Genomic DNA, 17,662 nt, shown 5'->3' on the forward strand with positions numbered 1-17,662 from the left:
CACGTCTTTGACGTGGAATGTAAGGCGTGGATGCCCGGGACAGGCCCGGGCATGACGACAGGGATAGCTAGCGGCTTGATCCTAAGGATCGAACCGTCGGGGTGAACGAAGAATGGCGTCACTTAAAGACATGCGGGTCCGCATCGCCTCCACCAAGGCGACGCAGAAGATCACCAAGGCTATGCAGATGGTGGCAGCGTCGCGGTTGCGCCGTGCCCAGCAGGCGGCCGAAGCGGCGCGGCCCTATGCCGACAAGATGGCGGCTGTCATCGCCAACATCGCCACCGCGGCAGCAGGCTCGCCCGGTGCACCGAAACTGCTTGGCGGCACCGGCAAGGATCAGGTTCACCTCCTTCTCGTCTGCACCGGCGAGCGCGGTCTGTCCGGCGCCTTCAACTCCTCGATCGTGCGCCTCGCGCGCGAGCGCGCGCAGGCGTTGATCGCGGAGGGCAAGGAAGTGAAATTCTTCTGCGTCGGCCGCAAAGGTTACGAGCAGCTCCGCCGCCTCTACGACAAGCAGATCGTCGAGCATCTCGACCTGCGCAGCGTTCGCCAGCTCGGCTTCGTCAATGCCGAGGACATCGCCAAGAAGGTGCTGGCCCGGTTCGATGCCGGCGAGTTCGACGTCTGCACGCTGTTCTACGCGCAGTTCAAGTCGGTGATCGCCCAGGTCCCCACCGCGCAGCAGATCATTCCGCTGGCCGTGGAAGAAAAGGCGGCGAACGCGCCGTCGACGTCCTACGAATATGAGCCGGAGGAGGACGAACTCCTCTCCCGCCTGCTGCCGCGCAACATCGCGGTGCAGATCTTCCGCGCGCTGCTGGAAAACAACGCCTCGTTCTATGGTGCGCAGATGAGCTCGATGGACAACGCCACCCGCAACGCCGGCGAAATGATCCGCAAGCAAACCCAGATCTACAACCGAACCCGTCAAGCCCAGATCACCAAGGAGCTGATCGAGATCATCTCCGGCGCCGAGGCGGTCTGAGGACGAACGACGGTCGTTCACGTACAGAATTTCGAAGGAGAGCTATTGATGGCTACAGCAGCTAACCCGGTCGGTCGCGTCACCCAGGTCATGGGCGCCGTCGTCGACGTGCAGTTCGAAGGCCACCTGCCGGCCATTCTCAATTCGCTGGAAACCAAGAACGGCAACATCCGCCTCGTGCTGGAAGTTGCCCAGCATCTTGGCGAATCCACCGTGCGCACGATCGCGATGGACGTGACCGAAGGTCTGGTGCGCGGCCAGGAAGTGACCGACACCGGCCAGCCGATCGCGGTTCCCGTGGGTGACGGCACCCTCGGCCGCATCATGAACGTCATCGGCGAGCCGATCGACGAAGCCGGTCCGATCAAGTCCGAGGGCAAGCGCGCGATCCACCAGGACGCGCCGACCTACACCGACCAGTCCACGGAAGCCGAAATTCTCGTCACCGGCATCAAGGTCGTCGACCTGCTCGCACCCTATGCCAAGGGCGGCAAGATCGGCCTGTTCGGCGGCGCCGGCGTCGGCAAGACCGTGCTGATTCAGGAGCTGATCAACAACGTCGCGAAGGCGCACGGCGGTTACTCCGTGTTCGCAGGCGTCGGCGAGCGGACCCGCGAGGGCAACGACCTCTATCACGAGTTCATCGAGTCCAAGGTCAACGCCGATCCGCACAATCCGGATCCGAGCGTGAAGTCGAAGTGCGCGCTGGTGTTCGGCCAGATGAACGAGCCGCCGGGCGCCCGCGCCCGCGTCGGCCTCACCGGTCTGACGGTCGCCGAGCACTTCCGCGACCAGGGCCAGGACGTGCTGTTCTTCGTCGACAACATCTTCCGCTTCACCCAGGCCGGCTCGGAAGTGTCGGCGCTCCTGGGTCGTATTCCTTCGGCGGTGGGTTATCAGCCGACGCTCGCGACCGACATGGGCGCGCTGCAGGAGCGCATCACCACCACCCAGAAGGGCTCGATCACCTCGGTGCAGGCCATCTACGTTCCGGCCGACGACTTGACCGACCCGGCGCCCGCGACCTCGTTCGCCCACTTGGACGCCACCACCGTGCTGTCGCGCGCCATCTCTGAAAAGGGCATCTATCCGGCGGTGGACCCGCTCGACTCGACCTCGCGCATGCTCTCGCCGCTCGTCGTCGGTGAGGAGCACTACTCGACCGCGCGCATGGTCCAGCAGGTGCTGCAGCGCTACAAGTCGCTGCAGGACATCATCGCCATTCTCGGCATGGACGAGCTTTCGGAAGAGGACAAGCTGACGGTGGCCCGCGCCCGCAAGATCGAGCGCTTCCTGTCGCAGCCGTTCCACGTCGCCGAAATCTTCACCGGCTCGCCCGGCAAGTTCGTCGAGCTCGCGGACACCATCAAGGGCTTCCGCGGCCTCTGCGAGGGCAAGTATGACCACCTGCCGGAAGCCGCCTTCTACATGGTCGGCACCATCGAAGAAGCCGTCGAGAAGGGCAAGAAGCTGGCGGCGGAAGCTGCCTAAGCTTTCACGTCTCGTCATCGCCGGGCAAAAGCGCGAAGCGCGTCTTCAAGCAAATGCCCCGGCGATCCATCGAGATGGAGCTTAGCTGATGGACCCGCGGGTCAAGCCCGCGGGTGACAAGCGGAAAATAACGGACACATCATGGCCACCTTCCACTTCGATCTCGTCTCTCCTGAAAAGCTCGCCTTCTCCGGCGAGGTCGATCAGGTCGACATTCCCGGCTACGAAGGTGATTTCGGCGTGCTCGCGGGCCACGCGCCCGTTGTGGCTGCGATGCGGCCCGGCATTTTGACCATCATTGCGGGCGGTCAGAAGCAGAAGGTGATCGTGCTTGGCGGTCTCGCCGAGGTCTCTGACGATCGACTGACTGTCCTGGCCGACGTTGCCACGTCTCTCGATGAGCTCGATCACGCGCAATTCGCCGACACCATTGCCGAGATGGAAACCAAGCTGGCCGAGAAGGAAGGCCACGAGCTCGATCTCGCGATCACGCGGCTCGACAACTACAAGAAGATCCAGCAGCAGCTGTCTTCGACAGCGATGCACTGATCGGGCTGCTACAGCCGATTCCTTACGAATAACGGTTCAAATCGGCGCTCGTCACGATGGTGGCGGGCGCCGAAAGCTTGTTGCACCCCGGTTGCGTTAGCGGCATTCTGCCGCGGAACTCGATGGTTCGGGGCTTGTGCAGATGAAACGCAAGATCGCAGCGATTTTCGCAGCCGATATTGCCGGTTACTCCAGGCTGGTCGCGGAAGACGAGGAGGAGACGCTGCGGCGTCTCGCCTCCTATCGCTCCGTCGTCGACGATTTCATCGCAAAGGCCGGCGGGCGCATCTTCAACACGGCTGGAGATGCCGTGCTCGCGGAATTCCCGAGCGCGGTGGACGCGGTGCGCTGCGCGATCGACATCCAGGAGTCCTTGCGAACCCGCAACATGGCCTATCCGCCGAGCCGGCAGATGTCGTTCCGCATCGGCATCACCATCGGGGACGTGGTCGAGCGCGACGGCGATCTCTTGGGCGACGGCGTCAACATAGCCGCGCGCCTGGAAGGCCTCGCCGAAGTCGGCGGCATCTGCGTCTCGCGTGCCGTGCATGAGCAGGTCGCCAACAAGCTCTCGGTCCAGTTCGCCGATATCGGCGCGCAGGAGGTGAAAAACATTCCGACGCCCGTGCACGCCTATATGGTGGCGATGCGCCGCGAGGACGGCAGCTACACTTCACCGCAGGTGAAGAAGCCGGCCTCCAAGGTCGCAGCCGCGCCGGTGTGGATGTGGCCGCTGGTCGTGGCGGTCGTCTCGGTCGTCGCCATCGGCGTCACCGGCTTCCTCTACAACACCAAGCTGAAGCAGACGGCGACTGCTGCCGCGACGCCGGCGGCGACACCAAGTGCTGTGCCAAGCGCCGTCCCAACCGCGACGCCGACTGCAGCGGCATCCGCCACACCGAGCCCGATGCCGACCCAGATGGCAAAGGCGCCGATGGCGCCGATGGCACCGCCGAATGCCAGTGCTGCGATGGCGCCGACGCCCGCACCGTCACCCTCCGCGATGCCGATGGCCGGCAAGTTCCCCGCTGACAGCGTGCCCTTCATCAACGAGCGTGTCCGCAGCTACCTGGCTGGCGACTATTCCGCCGCCGGCGACTACAAGGCTTTTGCGCTCAATGTCGGCGGCTTCACCGGCTCCGTGTTGAATCAGCCGAACGAGGAGGCCGCGCGCACTGGCGCGGTCGAGCAGTGCCAGAAGCGTGCCGACGCCGCGCAATCGCCGCGCCGCTGCGAGCTCTATGCGGTCGGCAACACCATCGTCTACGCCCACGGCAAGCCTCCGATGCCGCCGCCTCCCTATTTCCGGCATGATCCCATGACCGAGCGGCCCTTCGCCTCCAAGGATTTCCCGATGGTGCGCGATCCCCAAAAAGCGCGCCTGGAAAACATGTTCGTGCCCGCGCAAAAGTCGCGCGCGGTCGCGCTCGGCCCAGGCGCACAATATTTCATGGTGCTGGGCACGCCCTCGCCTGAGGAATCGTCACGCCGCGCGCTGGAATCCTGCGGCGCCATCGCGGGCGTCGCCTGCATGATCGTCGCGGTCGACGAGAGTTATGTGGTGCCGATCCCCACGCTGTTCAGGGTCACCGGCTTCTTCCATGCCGCGAGCAATGCCTCGATCGTGGCCGAGGCCCGCGACGACGTCGTGCGCCGGCTTGGCGAGGCCATGGGCTGGAACGCGGTGGCCGTCGGCACGTCCGGCCGCCCAGGCCTCGGCCTCAAGGCCGCCGACGAGCAGACCGCCGTCAACGGCGCGCTCGCCGAATGCGCCAAGCGCGACAGCGACTGCCACGTCATCGCCATCGGCCCGTTCACGGTGGGACCGATCAATTAGGGCCCGAGTGGCGGCGATTGCGCCCTTCCGCTCGTTTCGCTCGACGCGTCAGCAGCTTCGCAGAAGCCACCGCGTATCGTGCCGGCAGTCGCCGCCTACTGTGCATGGGGTTGTTTCGACGTTTAGGTTCCGAAGCGCGCAAAGTGCTGCGCGACCGCGCGGTAGACGTCGCGGCGGAACGGCACCACGAGATCGGCGACCCGGTCGAGGCGCTCCCAGCGCCAGGCGTCGAACTCCGCCGGCTGGTCGTTGCGCGGCGTCAGCGGATCGATCTCGTCCTCGTTGCCCGTGAAACGCAGCGCGAACCATTTTTGCCGCTGGCCGCGAAACTTCGCCAGTCGGTGCGTCTGCGGTCCGTCATAGGGCGGAAACTCGTAAGTGAGCCAGTCGGTCTCGCCGAGATAGTCGGCGTTTCTGACGCTGGTCTCCTCCCACAGCTCGCGCATCGCCGCGTCGTGCAGGTTCTCGCCCTCGTCGACGCCGCCCTGCGGCATCTGCCAGTCCAGTCCCGGCAGGATGATCTCGGGGCCGTCACCCTTGAAACGGTGGCCGATCAGGACGCGGCCGTCGGCGTTGAACAGCGCGATCCCGACATTGGGACGGTAGGGCTTTTGATCGGTCACTGACTTGCTTCTCGTCATTCCACATTGCGGGGGCGCGCCAAAGGCTCCGCGCGAGCCCGGAATCCATAGCCACAGACGGGTGTTGTTGGAAGGAGTGTGGCTGTCGTAATCGGGTCAATCATCCGAGAGCGTGGCAAACTCCTGCACCACGCGCTCATAGACCGGACGCTTGAAGGGAATGATGAGGCCGGGAAGATTTTTCATCGGCTCCCAGCGCCAGGTGACGAACTCGGCCTTGTGGCCGCCGCCGCCGGGATTGGCGACGTTGATCTCGCTGTCCTTGCCGGTGAAGCGCACCGCGTACCATTTTTGGCGTTGGCCGCGGTAGCGGCCCTTCCAGGCACGGCCCGCGACCGTGCGCGGGATGTCGTAGGTGAGCCAGTCCGGCACCTCGCCGAGCCGTTCGAGCGAGCGCACGCTGGTCTCCTCATAGAGCTCGCGCTTGGCGGCTTCCCAGGTGTCCTCGCCGGGATCGACGCCGCCCTGCGGCATCTGCCAGACATGAGTGTCGTCGACATGCTCGATGCCGCCGGCGCGGCGGCCGATGAACACCAGGCCATCCCTATTGATCAACATCACGCCGACGCAGGTCCGGTAGGGCAGATCCTCGTAACGCGCCATTCCGCCAAACCTCTCGCGTGTGTCCTGGCCGGTCTTTTTCGGCCCGATAGGACCCGTGCCGCACCAATCCGTTGATTTAGCTGGATTTTGATTTCAGCATCGCCGTTGTCAATGGCACCAATAGGATGCCGCGGCCCTCCAGCCCCTTGATCCAGGTACTTATCCGGTCGATCGAGACCGGAAGTGCCGATGCCGTACCGATGGCGACGCCGCGCTCGCGCGCGATCGATTCCAGCTTGGTGAGGGCGCGGTCGACCTCATTGGCGGTCGGGACTGCGTCGATCGCGATGTCGCCCTTGCCGAACGGCATGGCCTGGCTCGAGGCGATCTGGCCGGCGACACTGCGCGGCGAGGAGCCGTCGTCGAACAGGCCGAGGCCGCGCTTGTTGGCCTCGCGGATGATGGGCTGCATCGCAGCTTCCGTGGCGATGAATCGCGCGCCCATGAAGTTGGCGATCCCGGCATAGCCCTGCATCCGGCTCAGGTGCCAGTAGAGCCGATCCAGGTTCTGGTCCGCGGTGAGCGAGGTGAGCAGGGTCTGCGGACCCGGATCGTTGTCCGGGAAGTCGTAGGGCTCCATCGGGAGCTGCAGGAAGACCTCGTGGCGCTGCGCGCGCGCGCGTTCGGCAAGCTTTGCGGGATCGGCGCCATAGGGCGTGAATGCCAGCGTGATCGCGCCGGGTAGCTTCATGATCGCATCGGTTGTCTTGGCCGCGCCGACGCCGAGGCCACCGATCATGATCGCGACCACGGGCATCTTGGCTGCCTTGGTGCGATCGGCGTCGGCGGCATAGACGCTGAACGGCTTCATGTCGGCCGCTGCCACCGGAATCATGCCGTAGCGCCCCTTTTCCAGGAGCCGCTGGTCGACCCCGGTCATGACGGCGGGCGCAGCAGTGGCGGGGTCGCCGGCCTTGTCGCCGGTCTCGCCGCCGGCGCCGATCACCACGTCATGGCGGCTGCCGCTGGAGCCGTCGATGATGGTGACCGTCTTCTGTTCGCCAGTCTTTTGATCACCATGCACGGCCTGTTTCGACGCAGCCTTGGTCTCGTGGCCGGTGGCCGCGGGCGCAGCCTTCTCTTCGGCAGCCGGCTTGGATTCGCGAATCGCGACCCGGCTGATCGGCTCGCCGCCGAGGGGGTCCTTGTTGAAGATGGCAAAGCCGGCAAAGGCGACCAGGACCAGGCCGAGCAGCACCGCCAGGGCCTGCATTGCCGTGAACGGCAGCCGCAGCCGCCGTTTTCGGCGCGGCTTGTCCTGTCCGAGCGGGGTGCTCAGATCATCGGCCGTTTCTGTCATGCGCGATCCCGAATCACTCGTGCCGACGATAACACGGCGCGGTCAAGCGACGGCAGGCCGGGAAAGGCCGGGTCCCGCGAAGCAGTGGGAAGTCCAAGCAAAAAGGGCGGCTCCAGGAGCCGCCCTTTGCGATAAGTCGGATGCCGCCGGTTGCGACGCTCTAGTTGGCCGCCTTCGGCTTGTCGGCTGCGGCCTTGTCGCCGCCGGGCGTGGGCGCGGCCGACGCGCTGTTCTTGATGCCATGAAGCAGGTCGGCACCGAGCTTGAGCGCCTTGTCGTCCTTGGCGTCCGGCGGGACGTAGGACTGCGAGCCGGTCTTCTCGTCGCCGTCGTTCTTCAGGTGGCCGCGCAGCGAAGCCTCGCCCTTGGTGTCGGTGCGCGCCTTCAACTCGTCCGGCACGTCCTGCAGCACTTCGATGTCGGGCACGATGCCCTTGGCCTGGATCGACTTGCCCGACGGCGTGTAATAGCGCGCGGTGGTGAGCCGCAGCGCGCCGTTGCCGCTGCCGAGCGGGATGATGGTCTGCACCGAGCCCTTGCCGAACGAGCGCGTGCCGACGATGGTCGCGCGCTTGTGGTCCTGCAGCGCGCCGGCGACGATCTCCGAGGCTGAGGCCGAGCCGCCGTTGACGAGCACGATGACCGGCTTGCCCTTGGTCAGGTCACCCGCATGCGCGGAGCGGCGCTGCGTCTCCTCGGCGTTGCGGCCGCGGGTCGAGACGATCTCGCCGCGCTCGAGGAACGAGTCGGAGACGGTGACCGCTTCCTCCAACAGACCGCCCGGATTGTTGCGCAGGTCGATGATGTAGCCCTTCAGCTTGTCGCCGATCTGATTCGAGAGGTTGGTGACCTCGCGCTTCAGGCCTTCGGTGGTCTGCTCGTTGAAGGTGGTGATGCGGATATAGGCGATGTCGTCCTGTTCGACGCGCGCACGCACCGAGCGGACGCGGATGTTGTCGCGCACCAGCGTGACGTCGAGCGGATTGTCCTGGCCCTTGCGGATGATCTTGAGCCGGATCTTGGTGTTGACGGGGCCGCGCATCTTCTCGACTGCCTGGTTCAGGGTGAGGCCCTGCACCGCTTCGTCGTCGAGATTGGTGATGATGTCGTTGGCCATGATGCCGGCGCGCGAGGCGGGCGTGTCGTCGATCGGCGAGACCACCTTGATCAGGCCGTCCTCCATGGTGACCTCGATGCCGAGGCCGCCGAACTCGCCACGGGTCTGCACCTGCATGTCACGGAAGCTCTTGGCGTCCATGTAGCTGGAATGCGGATCGAGGCCGGTGAGCATGCCGCTGATGGCCGACTCGATCAGCTTGGTGTCGTCGGGCTTCTCGACATAGTCGGAGCGCACGCGCTCGAAGACGTCGCCGAACAGATTGAGCTGGCGGTAGGTGTCCGCGGTCGCGGCCCGTGCGCTCGAGCCCATGAACACCGCGCGCGGCTGGGTCACGAACAGCGTCAGCGCTGCGCCGGTGGCCGCGCTGAGGAGGATAACTGAAGTCTTGCGCATCATCCGCGAACCTTCTCGCCTTCATTTGCGGCCCACCATGGGCCTGGATCGATTGGAGTGCCGTCTTTGCGGAACTCGACATAGAGCACAGGTTGACTCGCGTTGGTGGCGAGAATGGAGGCGACTTGCGATGTCGACCCCATCACCGCGACCGGCTCCCCCGTGAGCACAAACTGTCCGATGTTTACCGAAATGCGCTCCATCCCGGCGATCAGGACATGATACCCGCCCCCGGCATTGAGGATCAAGAGTTGTCCATAGCTGCGGAAGGGGCCTGAATAGACCACCCAGCCGTCACACGGCGTTGTGACCTGGGAGCCGGGCCGCGTGGCCAAGGAAATGCCCTTTTGTGCGCCGCCCGAGCCGTCGGAACCGCCAAAATCCCTGATTTTGCTGCCATTGACGGGCAGGGGCAGCAGGCCCTTGGCCGAGGCGAAAGCGATCGCCGGGCTGGTCCGGGAACGGTCCTTGAACGCGGCCGCGGTCGGCTTGCCACCGGCGGTTGCCGCCGCCCGGTTCGCAGCCTCCGCGGCCTTGGCGGCGCTCTTGAGGTCCTGCTCCATCTTGGCGATCAGGCCCTGGAGGTCGCCGACCTGCCGGGACAGCGCGATGGCGCGCGAGCTCTCGGCGTCCAGATCCTTTTCCCGCGCCGATTGCTGCCGCTGCCGCTCGTCGACGAGGGCTGCGAGCCGGGTCTGGTCGTTGCGAACCTTGTCGCGGTCGGCGCCGAGCTGATCGCGTTCGGCGGCGATGTGCTTGCGCAGCGTCACAAGCTCGCCGAGCTCGCCGGCGAGCCGCTCGGCCCGGCCGCGCAATTCCGGCACCACGGCGCCGAGCAGCATCGCCGTGCGGAGCGATTGCAGTGCGTCCTCGGGCCGCACCAGCAGCGCGGGCGGCGTGCGCCGGCCGGCGCGCTGGAGCGCGGCCAGCACCTCGACGATGTCGGCGCGGCGCGAATTGAGCGAAGTGCGCATTTCCTGCTCGCGGCCGTTGAGTGCGGTCAGGCGCGCCTCGGCGTCGCTGATCTTGGTCTCGACGGTCCGCACATTGGCGGCGGTATCGATCAATTGCTGATTGAGCTGGGTGCGGTCCTGGCCGAGCGTTGCGATCTCGGATTTCAGCTTGGCCTGCGCCTCTTCCGCGCTCTTCTGCTTGGCGCGCGCCGCCTCGAGTTCCTGCTCGCGCTGCTTGATCGCCTCCGGCGAGATTTCGGCGGTCTGCGGCGCAGGGGTTGCGGTCTGAGCTTGCGCGAGGCTTGCGCACAAGATGTTTGCGCCGGCGAGGCTTGCGATCAGCAACAGGTTGAGAGTCGGCGCTCGCATCGCTTTACGCAAAGGTGCTCGTTGTGGCGCGCATCACGCGCGGTGATAGGGGTGGCCGGCCAAAATGGTTGCGGCCCGATAAAGCTGTTCCAGAAGCATGACGCGGACCATTTGATGCGGCCAGGTCGCCGAGCCGAACGCCATTGCGAGCTTGGCCTTACGCCGCAATTCGGGCGAAAGTCCGTCCGCGCCGCCAATGACGAATATAGTATGTGCGGTCCCCTCGTCGCGCCAGCGCCCGAGATTCCGTGCGAATACGGTCGAATCGATATTCTGGCCGCGCTCGTCCAGCGCCACGATTACCGATTTGTCAGGAATATGCGCGCCGATCGCTGCGGCCTCTTCCGCCATGCGCGTCGCCGTGTCGCGCGCGCGGCTTTCGGGAATTTCGTGGACGCTGAGTTCGCGGAAGCCGAGCTTGCGGCCGATCTCGTCGAACCGCTCGAAATACCGGTCGGCAAGCTCCCGTTCCGGCCCCTGCTTCAGCCGGCCAACTGCAATGACGGCAACACGCATGATGTTTTCAGGGTCGCGTTTTCAAGACCGCGCGCATTGTGCGCGCGCACGACGCTAGCATGCGCGTCAGCCGATTCGAAATCGGCTACAGCCTCTAGATCGCCTTCGCCGCGCCGGGGCCCTGCGTGTACAACCTCTCGAGGTTGTAGAACTCGCGGACCTCGGGTCTGAACACGTGCACGATCACATCGCCGGAATCGATCAGCACCCAGTCGCAATTGGGCAAGCCCTCGACATGGATGTTCTTGATGCCGTTTTCCTTGAGGCCCTTCGTGACGTTTTCCGCGATCGCGCCGACGTGCCGGTTCACCCGGCCCGTGGTGACGATCATGTAGTCGGAGTACGCCGATTTGCCGCGAAGGTCGATGGTGATCGTTTCTTCCGCCTTCATATCGTCGAGGCGGGAGAGGATCAGATTCAGCGTCTTGTCGGCGTCGGGTTGCGCCTTCAAGGCCGCAGCTTGGGTCGATGTTTTACGCGCGGTTTTGACCTTGGGTAAAACAGACTTGGACAATACAGACGGGGCCAGGGACCATTCCTTTCCTGTATCGCGAACTCCGAATCCGGGGTTCGCCGTTACACTACATCATGTGGGGTTAAGGGTTTCAATACGCCAGTGCTCCTCCTCCCCACGGCGACCGACCTTACTTGGGTGCCTTCCAGCTTCCGTCCGGGTTCCGCAGGGTGGTCGAGGACAGGCTGAGCTTCAGCCCGGTGAGGAAGACCCAGGCGGGCGCCCGGCGATCCGCAAGCAGCCCCGCCTCATTCTCGGGCAGGCGGTAGCGCGCCAGCGCGCGGGCCGCCGGCGAGGCGAGGGCGCGAAAACTCTGTGGAGGACGATCGACGACCGCAATCGGCATCTGAGCCGCGATGCGCTGCCAGTCCTGCCAGCGATGGAATTGCGCGAGGTTGTCGGCGCCCATGATCCAGACAAAGCGCAAGCCGCTTGCGCGGCGACGCAAGAAGTTGACCGTGTCGATAGTGTAGCGCGTGCGGATGACGGATTCGAGACAGCTCACCGCGATGCGCGGATCGTCGGCGACGTCGCGCGCGGCCTTCATGCGTTCGCCGAGCGCCTGCAGCGCGCCGTTCTCCTTCAGCGGATTGCCTGGCGTCACCAGCCACCACACGCGATCGAGCTTGAGGCGCGTGAGCGCGAACTGACTGATCGCGCGATGCGCGCGATGCGGCGGATTGAAGGAGCCGCCGAGCAGCCCGATGCGCATGCCCTCGGTCGAGGGCGGCAGCGCTTGCGCCACGAAGGGCGGCACGACGAAATGGTTGCTCAATGCGCGCCCTGCGTCACGGCCGCGTCTGTCCGGTGCCGTGGACGCGGTACTTGAAGCTCGTCAACTGCTCGGCCCCGACAGGGCCGCGCGCATGGAATTTTCCGGTGGCAATGCCGATCTCGGCGCCAAAACCGAACTCGCCACCATCGGCGAACTGCGTCGATGCGTTGTGCAGCACGATCGCGGAATCGACCTCGCTGAGGAATTTTTGCGCGGCGGCTTCATCCTGGCTCACGATCGCATCGGTGTGGTGCGAGCCGTGATTCTGGATGTGCGCGATCGCGCCATTGACGCCGTCGACCACTTTCGCGGCGATGATCGCGTCGAGGTACTCGGTGTCCCAATCATCTTCGGACGCGGCCTTCACGCGCGCATCGGCGTGCTGCACGGTCTCGTCGCCGCGCACTTCGCAGCCGGCATCGATCAGCATTGCGACCAGCGGCTTCAGCTTGGTCGCGCTAGCTGCGCGATCGACCAGCAGCGTCTCGGCGGCGCCGCAGACGCCGGTGCGACGCATTTTTGCGTTGAGCACGATCGACTTCGCCATGTCGAGATCGGCGCTCGCGTCGACATAGACGTGGTTGACGCCTTCGAGATGCGCGAAGACAGGTACGCGTGCCTCGGCTTCGACGCGTGCGACGAGGCTTTTGCCGCCGCGCGGCACGATCACGTCGATTGCGCCGTTCAATCCGGACAGCATCATGCCGACCGCCGCGCGGTCGCGCGTCGGCACCAGCGTGATCGCAGCTTCGGGCAGGGCCGCTTCGCGCAGGCCCTGCGTCAGGCAATCATGGATCGCGCGGCAGGAGCGGAAGCTGTCGGAGCCGCCGCGCAGGATCACGGCGTTGCCGGCCTTCAGGCAGAGCACACCGGCATCCGCCGCGACGTTCGGCCGGCTCTCGAAGATCACGCCGACGACGCCGAGCGGCACGCGGACGCGCTCGATGGTCATGCCGTTCGGCCGCTGCCAGCTCTCGGTCACGGTGCCGATCGGATCGGCAATGCCGCGGACGATCGCGATGCCCTCGGCCATGCCTTCGACGCGCGCCGGCGTCAGCGCCAGGCGATCGATGAAGGCGGAGGTCGCGTCGCCGCTCGCGCGGGCTTCGGCGACATCCTCGGCATTGGCCGCGAGAATGGCCGCCGCATTGGCGCGAATGGCCCGCTCCATCGCCTCCAGCGCCCGGTTCTTCTGCTCGGCCGGTGCCAGCGCCAGCACGCGCGCCGCAGCGCGGGCACGCGAGGCGAGGTCGGACATGAGCACCTGAAGATCGGCGGTGCCGTCGAGGGCTTTGAGGGGGGCGGCCATAGCGGTTGAACCTTCTGCTAAGGCGGTGTCCTAGCACGGAAATCCCGCATTTGCGAAGGGCGGGACGGGTATGGCTGAGCTTCAGCGAGCGGGCAATGGCTGGGCCAATGGCCTAGCCCTCGGCGTCATTCCTGGGCGATGCGAAGCATCGAACCCGGAATCTCGAGATTCCGGGCCTGGTCCTGCGGACCATCCCGGAATGACTGAGCCTTGCGCTACCCGCCCACCACCAGATCATCCCGGTGGATCATCTCGGACCTTCCGCTGATGCCCAGAATGGCCATCACATCAGGCGAGGAGCGGCCCTTGATCCGTTCGGCATCGTCGGCGTCATAGGCGATCAGGCCGCGGCCGATCTCGCGGGTGTCGGGGCCGCGCACGATCACGGCGTCTCCGCGGGCGAACTCGCCCTCGACCTTGATCACACCCGCCGGCAGCAAGCTCGCGCCCGCCCGCAATGCCCTGACTGCGCCGGCATCGATGGTCAGCGTGCCCTTCGGCTCCAGCGAGCCCGCGATCCAGCGTTTTCGCGAGGTCACGGGATTGGCGGGCGTCAAAAACCAGGTGCAGCGGCCGCCATCGGCGATCGCCTGCAAGGGATGCTCGATCTTGCCGGACGCGATCAGCATATGCGTGCCGCCTGTCGTGGCGATTTTTGCCGCCTCGACCTTGGTGCGCATGCCGCCGCGCGACAGTTCGGACTCGGCGTCGCCAGCCACCGCCTCGATGTCAGAGGAAATGCTGTCGACGACCGGGATCAGTTTTGCGTTCGGATTGTTTTTGGGCGGCGAGTCGTAGAGGCCGTCGATGTCGGACAGCAGCACGAGCAGATCGGCGCTCGCCATGGTGGCGACGCGCGCGGCGAGACGGTCATTGTCGCCGTAGCGGATCTCGTTGGTGGCGACCGTATCGTTCTCGTTGATCACGGGGATCGCGCGCCACTCCAGAAGCTTGCCGATGGTGGAGCGCGCATTGAGATAGCGGCGGCGCTCCTCGGTGTCCTGCAGCGTCACCAGAATCTGGCCCGCGCCGATGCCGTGATCGCCGAGCACCTCCGACCAGATCCGCGCCAGCGCGATCTGCCCGACGGCGGCTGCGGCCTGGCTCTCTTCCAGTTTCAGCGGGCCACGCGGCAGCTTGAGCTTGCTGCGGCCGAGCGCGATCGAGCCTGACGACACGATCAGGACGTCACGTCCCTCGCGATGCAGCTTTGCGAGGTCGGCGGCAAGCGCGGCGAGCCAGGACGCGCGCACCTCGCCGGCGTCGGAATCGACCAGCAGGGCCGAGCCGACCTTGACGACGATACGGCGGAATTGACTGAGTTCGGGGCTGGCCATGGCGCTTGGGACGAATTGCTCTGAATTGGGAGCGGCGGAGCGACAACGCGGCGCCGATGCGTGCTTTTGCAGCAGGACGGTGGCCGGCGCAAGGCGGCAGGGCCGGTAAAAGGAGCCAGCAAATAGGCCGAACGGCGCTCTTGTCGGTGGCCGCCGGGCCAGTCTATGGCTCGGAGATCAATAACAGGGAGGATGCACGTGGATCGCCGCAGCTTCATCGCCGGAGGCCTCTCGCTGCCATGGCTGGCGCAGGCCGGCGGCGCGCAGGCCCAGTCCGGCCCGCTGACCAAAATCATCTTCCCATTCTCGGCGGGTGCCGGCGGCGACACGCTATGTCGGCTGGTGGCGCCGCATCTGGCGTCACAGCTCGAGCGCACCGTGATCGTGGAGAACCGCACCGGCGGCGACGGTCTGATCGGCATCAAGGCGGTGAAGGGCGCCAACCCGGATGGCGCCACCATTCTGGTGACGACGGGTCCCACCATGTATCTGCTGCCGATGGTGGAGACGACGCCGAGTTTCGACACGGCGAAGGACTTCGTTCCGGTGTCGCAGCTGGCGCGCTTCGAATTCGCGCTCGTGGTGAGCCCATCGATCCAGGTGACGGACTTCAAGAGCTTCGTCGCCTGGCTGAAGGCGCATCCGGACAAGACGTCGTTCGGCGTGCCGAGCAACGGCACCATTCCGCATTTCACCGGCTCGAAGCTGGAGAAGGATCTCGGCATTCCCCTCACGCGCGTGCCGTATCGCGGCACTGCGCCGATCATCACTGATCTGATCGGCGGTCATATTCCCTTCGGCATCACCACGCTGGCCGATGCCGTTCCGCAGCACCGCGCCAAGGGTGTGAGGATTCTCGCGGTCTCGAGCGCAGAGCGCTCGCCATTCGTGCCCGAGGTGGCGACGTTCAAGGAGAGCGGCATCGATCTCGTGGCGGACGGCTGGTACGGCATGTGGCTTCCCGCCGGCAGCCCGCCGGATTTTGCCGCAAAGCTCAGCGCCGCTGCAGTCGCGACGCTGGCAAAACCCGAGGTGCAGGAGAAGCTGACGGCGATCGGATTGATCCCGGTCGGCAGCACGGCGGAAGGCTTGTCCAAGCAACTCGCCGCCGACATCGCCCTCTGGCAGCCGATCGTGAAGGCGACGGGTTACAAGATCGAGAATTAGCCGAGTAATACGCACCTTGCTCCGCCGTCATGGCCGGGCTTGACCCGGCCATCCACGGGCTTCCGCGATTGAGGTGAGGCGTGGATGCCCGGGTCAAGCCCGGGCATGACGAGTTGAGAGAGTTGCGCTCCCTTACCTACAGCTTCGCGCGCTGCGCGATGCCGTCGCGGATGTCGGTGAGCTCTTTCTCGTCCCAGATGCCGATCAAGATGCCGCCCTTCACCTGGAGCTGGTTGTCGGCATAGGCCGCGATCTTCTCGTTTGACGTGGTGATGTGGCCGCTCGGATGCAGCGCCCAGTCGAACAGGGCGGCCTGCAGCCGCGCGATCACGTCGGCGCAATCGGGGTCGTCGCCGCGGTCGACATATTCTTCCGGATCGGTTTCGAGATCGTACAGCATCGGGCGGAAGCCGGAGGCGTGGATGTATTTCCAGCGGCCGTCATACACCATGAACAGGCGGCAGCGCTCGATCGGTTGGTTCAGCTTCAGCCGCACATCCTGCATGGCGTAGTCGTATTCGGAGAACACCACCTTGCGCCAGTCGGTGGGCTTTTCACCGCGCAGCAGCGGCAGCAGCGAACGTCCTTCGAGAATGTGCGCGGGCACCTTGCCGCCAAAGAAGTCGACGAAGGTCGGCGCGAGATCGATGCCTTCGACCAGCGCATCGCATGTGGTGCCACGCGTCGCATCGGCCTCCTGCGAGGGGTCGAGGACGATCAGCGGGATCTTTGCGGACTGCTCGTGGAACAGGTCCTTCTCGCCCATCCAGTGATCGCCGAGATAGTCGCCGTGATCGGAGGTGAACACGATCATGGTGGTTTCCAACAGGCCGCGCTCCTCCAGAAATTTCATCAGCACGCCCATCTGGTCGTCGATCTGCGTGATCAGGCCCATATAGGTCGGGATCACCTTGTCGCGGGCATCGTCGCGCGCCATGTTGCGGGAATAGCGCATGTCCATGTAGGCGCCGAACACCGGATGTGGGTTCTGCCGCTCGCGCTCGGAGCGGATCGCGGGCAGCATGTCTGATGTCGTGTACATGCTGTCGTAGGGTTTTGGCGCGATATAGGGCCAGTGCGGCTTGATGTAGGAGAGGTGCAGGCACCACGGCCTGCCGTCGCCCTCGGCCTCGGTGATGAAGTCCATCGCGCGCCGCGTCATGTAGGGCGTTTCGGAATGCTCTTCCGGAACGCGCGCGGCCTTGTCGGCGTGAACCAGCAGCCAGCCGTTCTGCAAGCTTCCGTCGTCGTCGGCGCCGGAATTGGCCCAATGCTCCCACGGGTTCGATGCCTCAAACCCCTGCTTGCGCAGATACTCGTCATATTTCGGACGCGGCCGTCCGGTCGGGTGCAGCCCGTCATCGCGCTCATAGGGCTCGAAACCGCATTCGGCGACGTGCACGCCGATGACTGACTCCGGCGGGATGCCGAGCGCCTTCATGCCTTCGAGGTCGGGCGCCATATGGGTCTTGCCGACCAGCACGTTGCGGACGCCGATCTTCTTCAGGTGATCGCCGAGCGTGGGCTCACCGACGCGCAGCGGCCAGCCGTTCCAGTGCGAGCCGTGCGAGCGCATGTAGCGCCCGGTGTAGAACGACATCCGCGACGGTCCGCAGATCGGCGATTGCACATAGGCATTGCTGAACAACACGCCACGCTTGGCCATGGCGTCGATGTTGGGCGTCTTCAGCGTGGGATGGCCGGTGCAACCGAGATAATCATAGCGAAGCTGGTCGCACATGATCCAGAGAACGTTTTTCGCGCGCGCCATGCTTCGCCCCTGCATTTTCTTGATTGTGC

General features: G+C 65.3%; 16 protein-coding genes. 5 read left to right on the forward strand and 11 right to left on the reverse strand.

Going from position 1 to position 17,662, the window contains the following annotated elements; translation table 11 throughout:
- Positions 1–112: 112 nt before the first annotated feature.
- The 4 genes from KUF59_RS02035 (at position 113) to KUF59_RS02050 (ending at position 4,865) form a co-directional block, all read left to right on the forward strand.
- Complete coding sequence (locus KUF59_RS02035; RefSeq protein ID WP_212456166.1) at positions 113–988, forward strand: F0F1 ATP synthase subunit gamma; 876 nt, start codon at positions 113–115, stop codon at positions 986–988.
- A 48-nt stretch (positions 989–1,036) separates the two neighbouring features.
- Complete coding sequence (gene atpD, locus KUF59_RS02040) at positions 1,037–2,479, forward strand: F0F1 ATP synthase subunit beta (protein WP_212456165.1); 1,443 nt, start codon at positions 1,037–1,039, stop codon at positions 2,477–2,479.
- Between the two features lie 141 nt (positions 2,480–2,620).
- Positions 2,621–3,028, forward strand: a complete 408-nt coding sequence (locus KUF59_RS02045; RefSeq protein WP_212456164.1) for a F0F1 ATP synthase subunit epsilon — start codon at positions 2,621–2,623, stop codon at positions 3,026–3,028.
- A 142-nt stretch (positions 3,029–3,170) separates the two neighbouring features.
- Positions 3,171–4,865 carry an adenylate/guanylate cyclase domain-containing protein gene (locus tag KUF59_RS02050; RefSeq protein WP_258768103.1) on the forward strand — a complete coding sequence of 565 codons (1,695 nt, stop codon included), beginning with the start codon at positions 3,171–3,173 and terminating at the stop codon, positions 4,863–4,865.
- A 122-nt stretch (positions 4,866–4,987) separates the two neighbouring features.
- On the opposite strand, the gene KUF59_RS02055 is transcribed toward KUF59_RS02050, so the two are convergent.
- The 10 genes from KUF59_RS02055 to proB all read right to left on the reverse strand — a co-directional run bounded on the left by KUF59_RS02055 (position 4,988) and on the right by proB (position 14,695).
- Positions 4,988–5,488: an RNA pyrophosphohydrolase gene (locus tag KUF59_RS02055; protein ID WP_258768104.1), complete on the reverse strand. Its 501-nt coding sequence runs from the start codon at positions 5,486–5,488 to the stop codon at positions 4,988–4,990.
- Between the two features lie 114 nt (positions 5,489–5,602).
- A complete protein-coding gene (locus KUF59_RS02060) occupies positions 5,603–6,109 on the reverse strand; it encodes an RNA pyrophosphohydrolase (protein WP_212456161.1) in 507 nt (168 codons plus the stop codon).
- Between the two features lie 76 nt (positions 6,110–6,185).
- Entirely contained in the window at positions 6,186–7,409 is a 1,224-nt protein-coding gene (locus KUF59_RS02065) for a divergent polysaccharide deacetylase family protein (RefSeq protein WP_258768105.1), read from the reverse strand.
- 160 nt (positions 7,410–7,569) lie between these two features.
- The gene (locus KUF59_RS02070) at positions 7,570–8,925 is read right to left on the reverse strand and encodes a S41 family peptidase (protein ID WP_212456159.1); all 1,356 of its coding nucleotides are present in this window, start codon (positions 8,923–8,925) and stop codon (positions 7,570–7,572) included.
- Positions 8,922–10,244 carry a murein hydrolase activator EnvC family protein gene (locus tag KUF59_RS02075; RefSeq protein ID WP_258768106.1) on the reverse strand — a complete coding sequence of 441 codons (1,323 nt, stop codon included), beginning with the start codon at positions 10,242–10,244 and terminating at the stop codon, positions 8,922–8,924. Before KUF59_RS02075 ends, KUF59_RS02070 begins: the two co-directional genes overlap by 4 nt.
- Positions 10,245–10,277: 33 nt before the next feature.
- Complete coding sequence (gene rlmH, locus KUF59_RS02080; protein WP_258768107.1) at positions 10,278–10,760, reverse strand: 23S rRNA (pseudouridine(1915)-N(3))-methyltransferase RlmH; 483 nt, start codon at positions 10,758–10,760, stop codon at positions 10,278–10,280.
- Positions 10,761–10,854: 94 nt separating this feature from the next.
- Complete coding sequence (gene rsfS / locus KUF59_RS02085) at positions 10,855–11,211, reverse strand: ribosome silencing factor (RefSeq protein WP_212456156.1); 357 nt, start codon at positions 11,209–11,211, stop codon at positions 10,855–10,857.
- Between the two features lie 193 nt (positions 11,212–11,404).
- Complete coding sequence (locus KUF59_RS02090; protein ID WP_212456155.1) at positions 11,405–12,049, reverse strand: nicotinate-nucleotide adenylyltransferase; 645 nt, start codon at positions 12,047–12,049, stop codon at positions 11,405–11,407.
- Between the two features lie 13 nt (positions 12,050–12,062).
- A complete protein-coding gene (locus KUF59_RS02095; protein ID WP_258768108.1) occupies positions 12,063–13,358 on the reverse strand; it encodes a glutamate-5-semialdehyde dehydrogenase in 1,296 nt (431 codons plus the stop codon).
- 215 nt (positions 13,359–13,573) lie between these two features.
- Entirely contained in the window at positions 13,574–14,695 is a 1,122-nt protein-coding gene (proB, locus tag KUF59_RS02100; protein WP_258768109.1) for a glutamate 5-kinase, read from the reverse strand.
- Between the two features lie 198 nt (positions 14,696–14,893).
- Between proB and KUF59_RS02105 the strand changes: the two genes are divergently transcribed.
- On the forward strand, positions 14,894–15,862 hold the full coding sequence (locus tag KUF59_RS02105) for a Bug family tripartite tricarboxylate transporter substrate binding protein (protein ID WP_309500915.1): 969 nt from the start codon (positions 14,894–14,896) through the stop codon (positions 15,860–15,862).
- Positions 15,863–15,998: 136 nt separating this feature from the next.
- Here KUF59_RS02105 and KUF59_RS02110 read toward each other — a convergent pair whose 3' ends face one another.
- A complete protein-coding gene (locus KUF59_RS02110) occupies positions 15,999–17,633 on the reverse strand; it encodes an alkaline phosphatase family protein (protein ID WP_258768111.1) in 1,635 nt (544 codons plus the stop codon).
- Positions 17,634–17,662: the final 29 nt, after the last annotated feature.

Source organism: Bradyrhizobium arachidis, assembly GCF_024758505.1.
In the GTDB taxonomy this organism is placed as follows: Bacteria; Pseudomonadota; Alphaproteobacteria; order Rhizobiales; family Xanthobacteraceae; genus Bradyrhizobium; species Bradyrhizobium manausense_C.

What these genes read in the sequence shown, in the direction of transcription:
- KUF59_RS02035 (WP_212456166.1), top strand. Translation starts at nt 113, where the DNA reads ATGGCGTCACTTAAAGACATGCGGGTCCGCATCGCCTCCACCAAGGCG.
- atpD (WP_212456165.1), top strand. Translation starts at nt 1,037, where the DNA reads ATGGCTACAGCAGCTAACCCGGTCGGTCGCGTCACCCAGGTCATGGGC.
- KUF59_RS02045 (WP_212456164.1), top strand. Translation starts at nt 2,621, where the DNA reads ATGGCCACCTTCCACTTCGATCTCGTCTCTCCTGAAAAGCTCGCCTTC.
- KUF59_RS02050 (WP_258768103.1), top strand. Translation starts at nt 3,171, where the DNA reads ATGAAACGCAAGATCGCAGCGATTTTCGCAGCCGATATTGCCGGTTAC.
- KUF59_RS02060 (WP_212456161.1), bottom strand. Translation starts at nt 6,109, where the DNA reads ATGGCGCGTTACGAGGATCTGCCCTACCGGACCTGCGTCGGCGTGATG.
- KUF59_RS02065 (WP_258768105.1), bottom strand. Translation starts at nt 7,409, where the DNA reads ATGACAGAAACGGCCGATGATCTGAGCACCCCGCTCGGACAGGACAAG.
- KUF59_RS02070 (WP_212456159.1), bottom strand. Translation starts at nt 8,925, where the DNA reads ATGATGCGCAAGACTTCAGTTATCCTCCTCAGCGCGGCCACCGGCGCA.
- KUF59_RS02075 (WP_258768106.1), bottom strand. Translation starts at nt 10,244, where the DNA reads ATGCGAGCGCCGACTCTCAACCTGTTGCTGATCGCAAGCCTCGCCGGC.
- rlmH (WP_258768107.1), bottom strand. Translation starts at nt 10,760, where the DNA reads ATGCGTGTTGCCGTCATTGCAGTTGGCCGGCTGAAGCAGGGGCCGGAA.
- KUF59_RS02095 (WP_258768108.1), bottom strand. Translation starts at nt 13,358, where the DNA reads ATGGCCGCCCCCCTCAAAGCCCTCGACGGCACCGCCGATCTTCAGGTG.
- proB (WP_258768109.1), bottom strand. Translation starts at nt 14,695, where the DNA reads ATGGCCAGCCCCGAACTCAGTCAATTCCGCCGTATCGTCGTCAAGGTC.
- KUF59_RS02110 (WP_258768111.1), bottom strand. Translation starts at nt 17,633, where the DNA reads ATGGCGCGCGCGAAAAACGTTCTCTGGATCATGTGCGACCAGCTTCGC.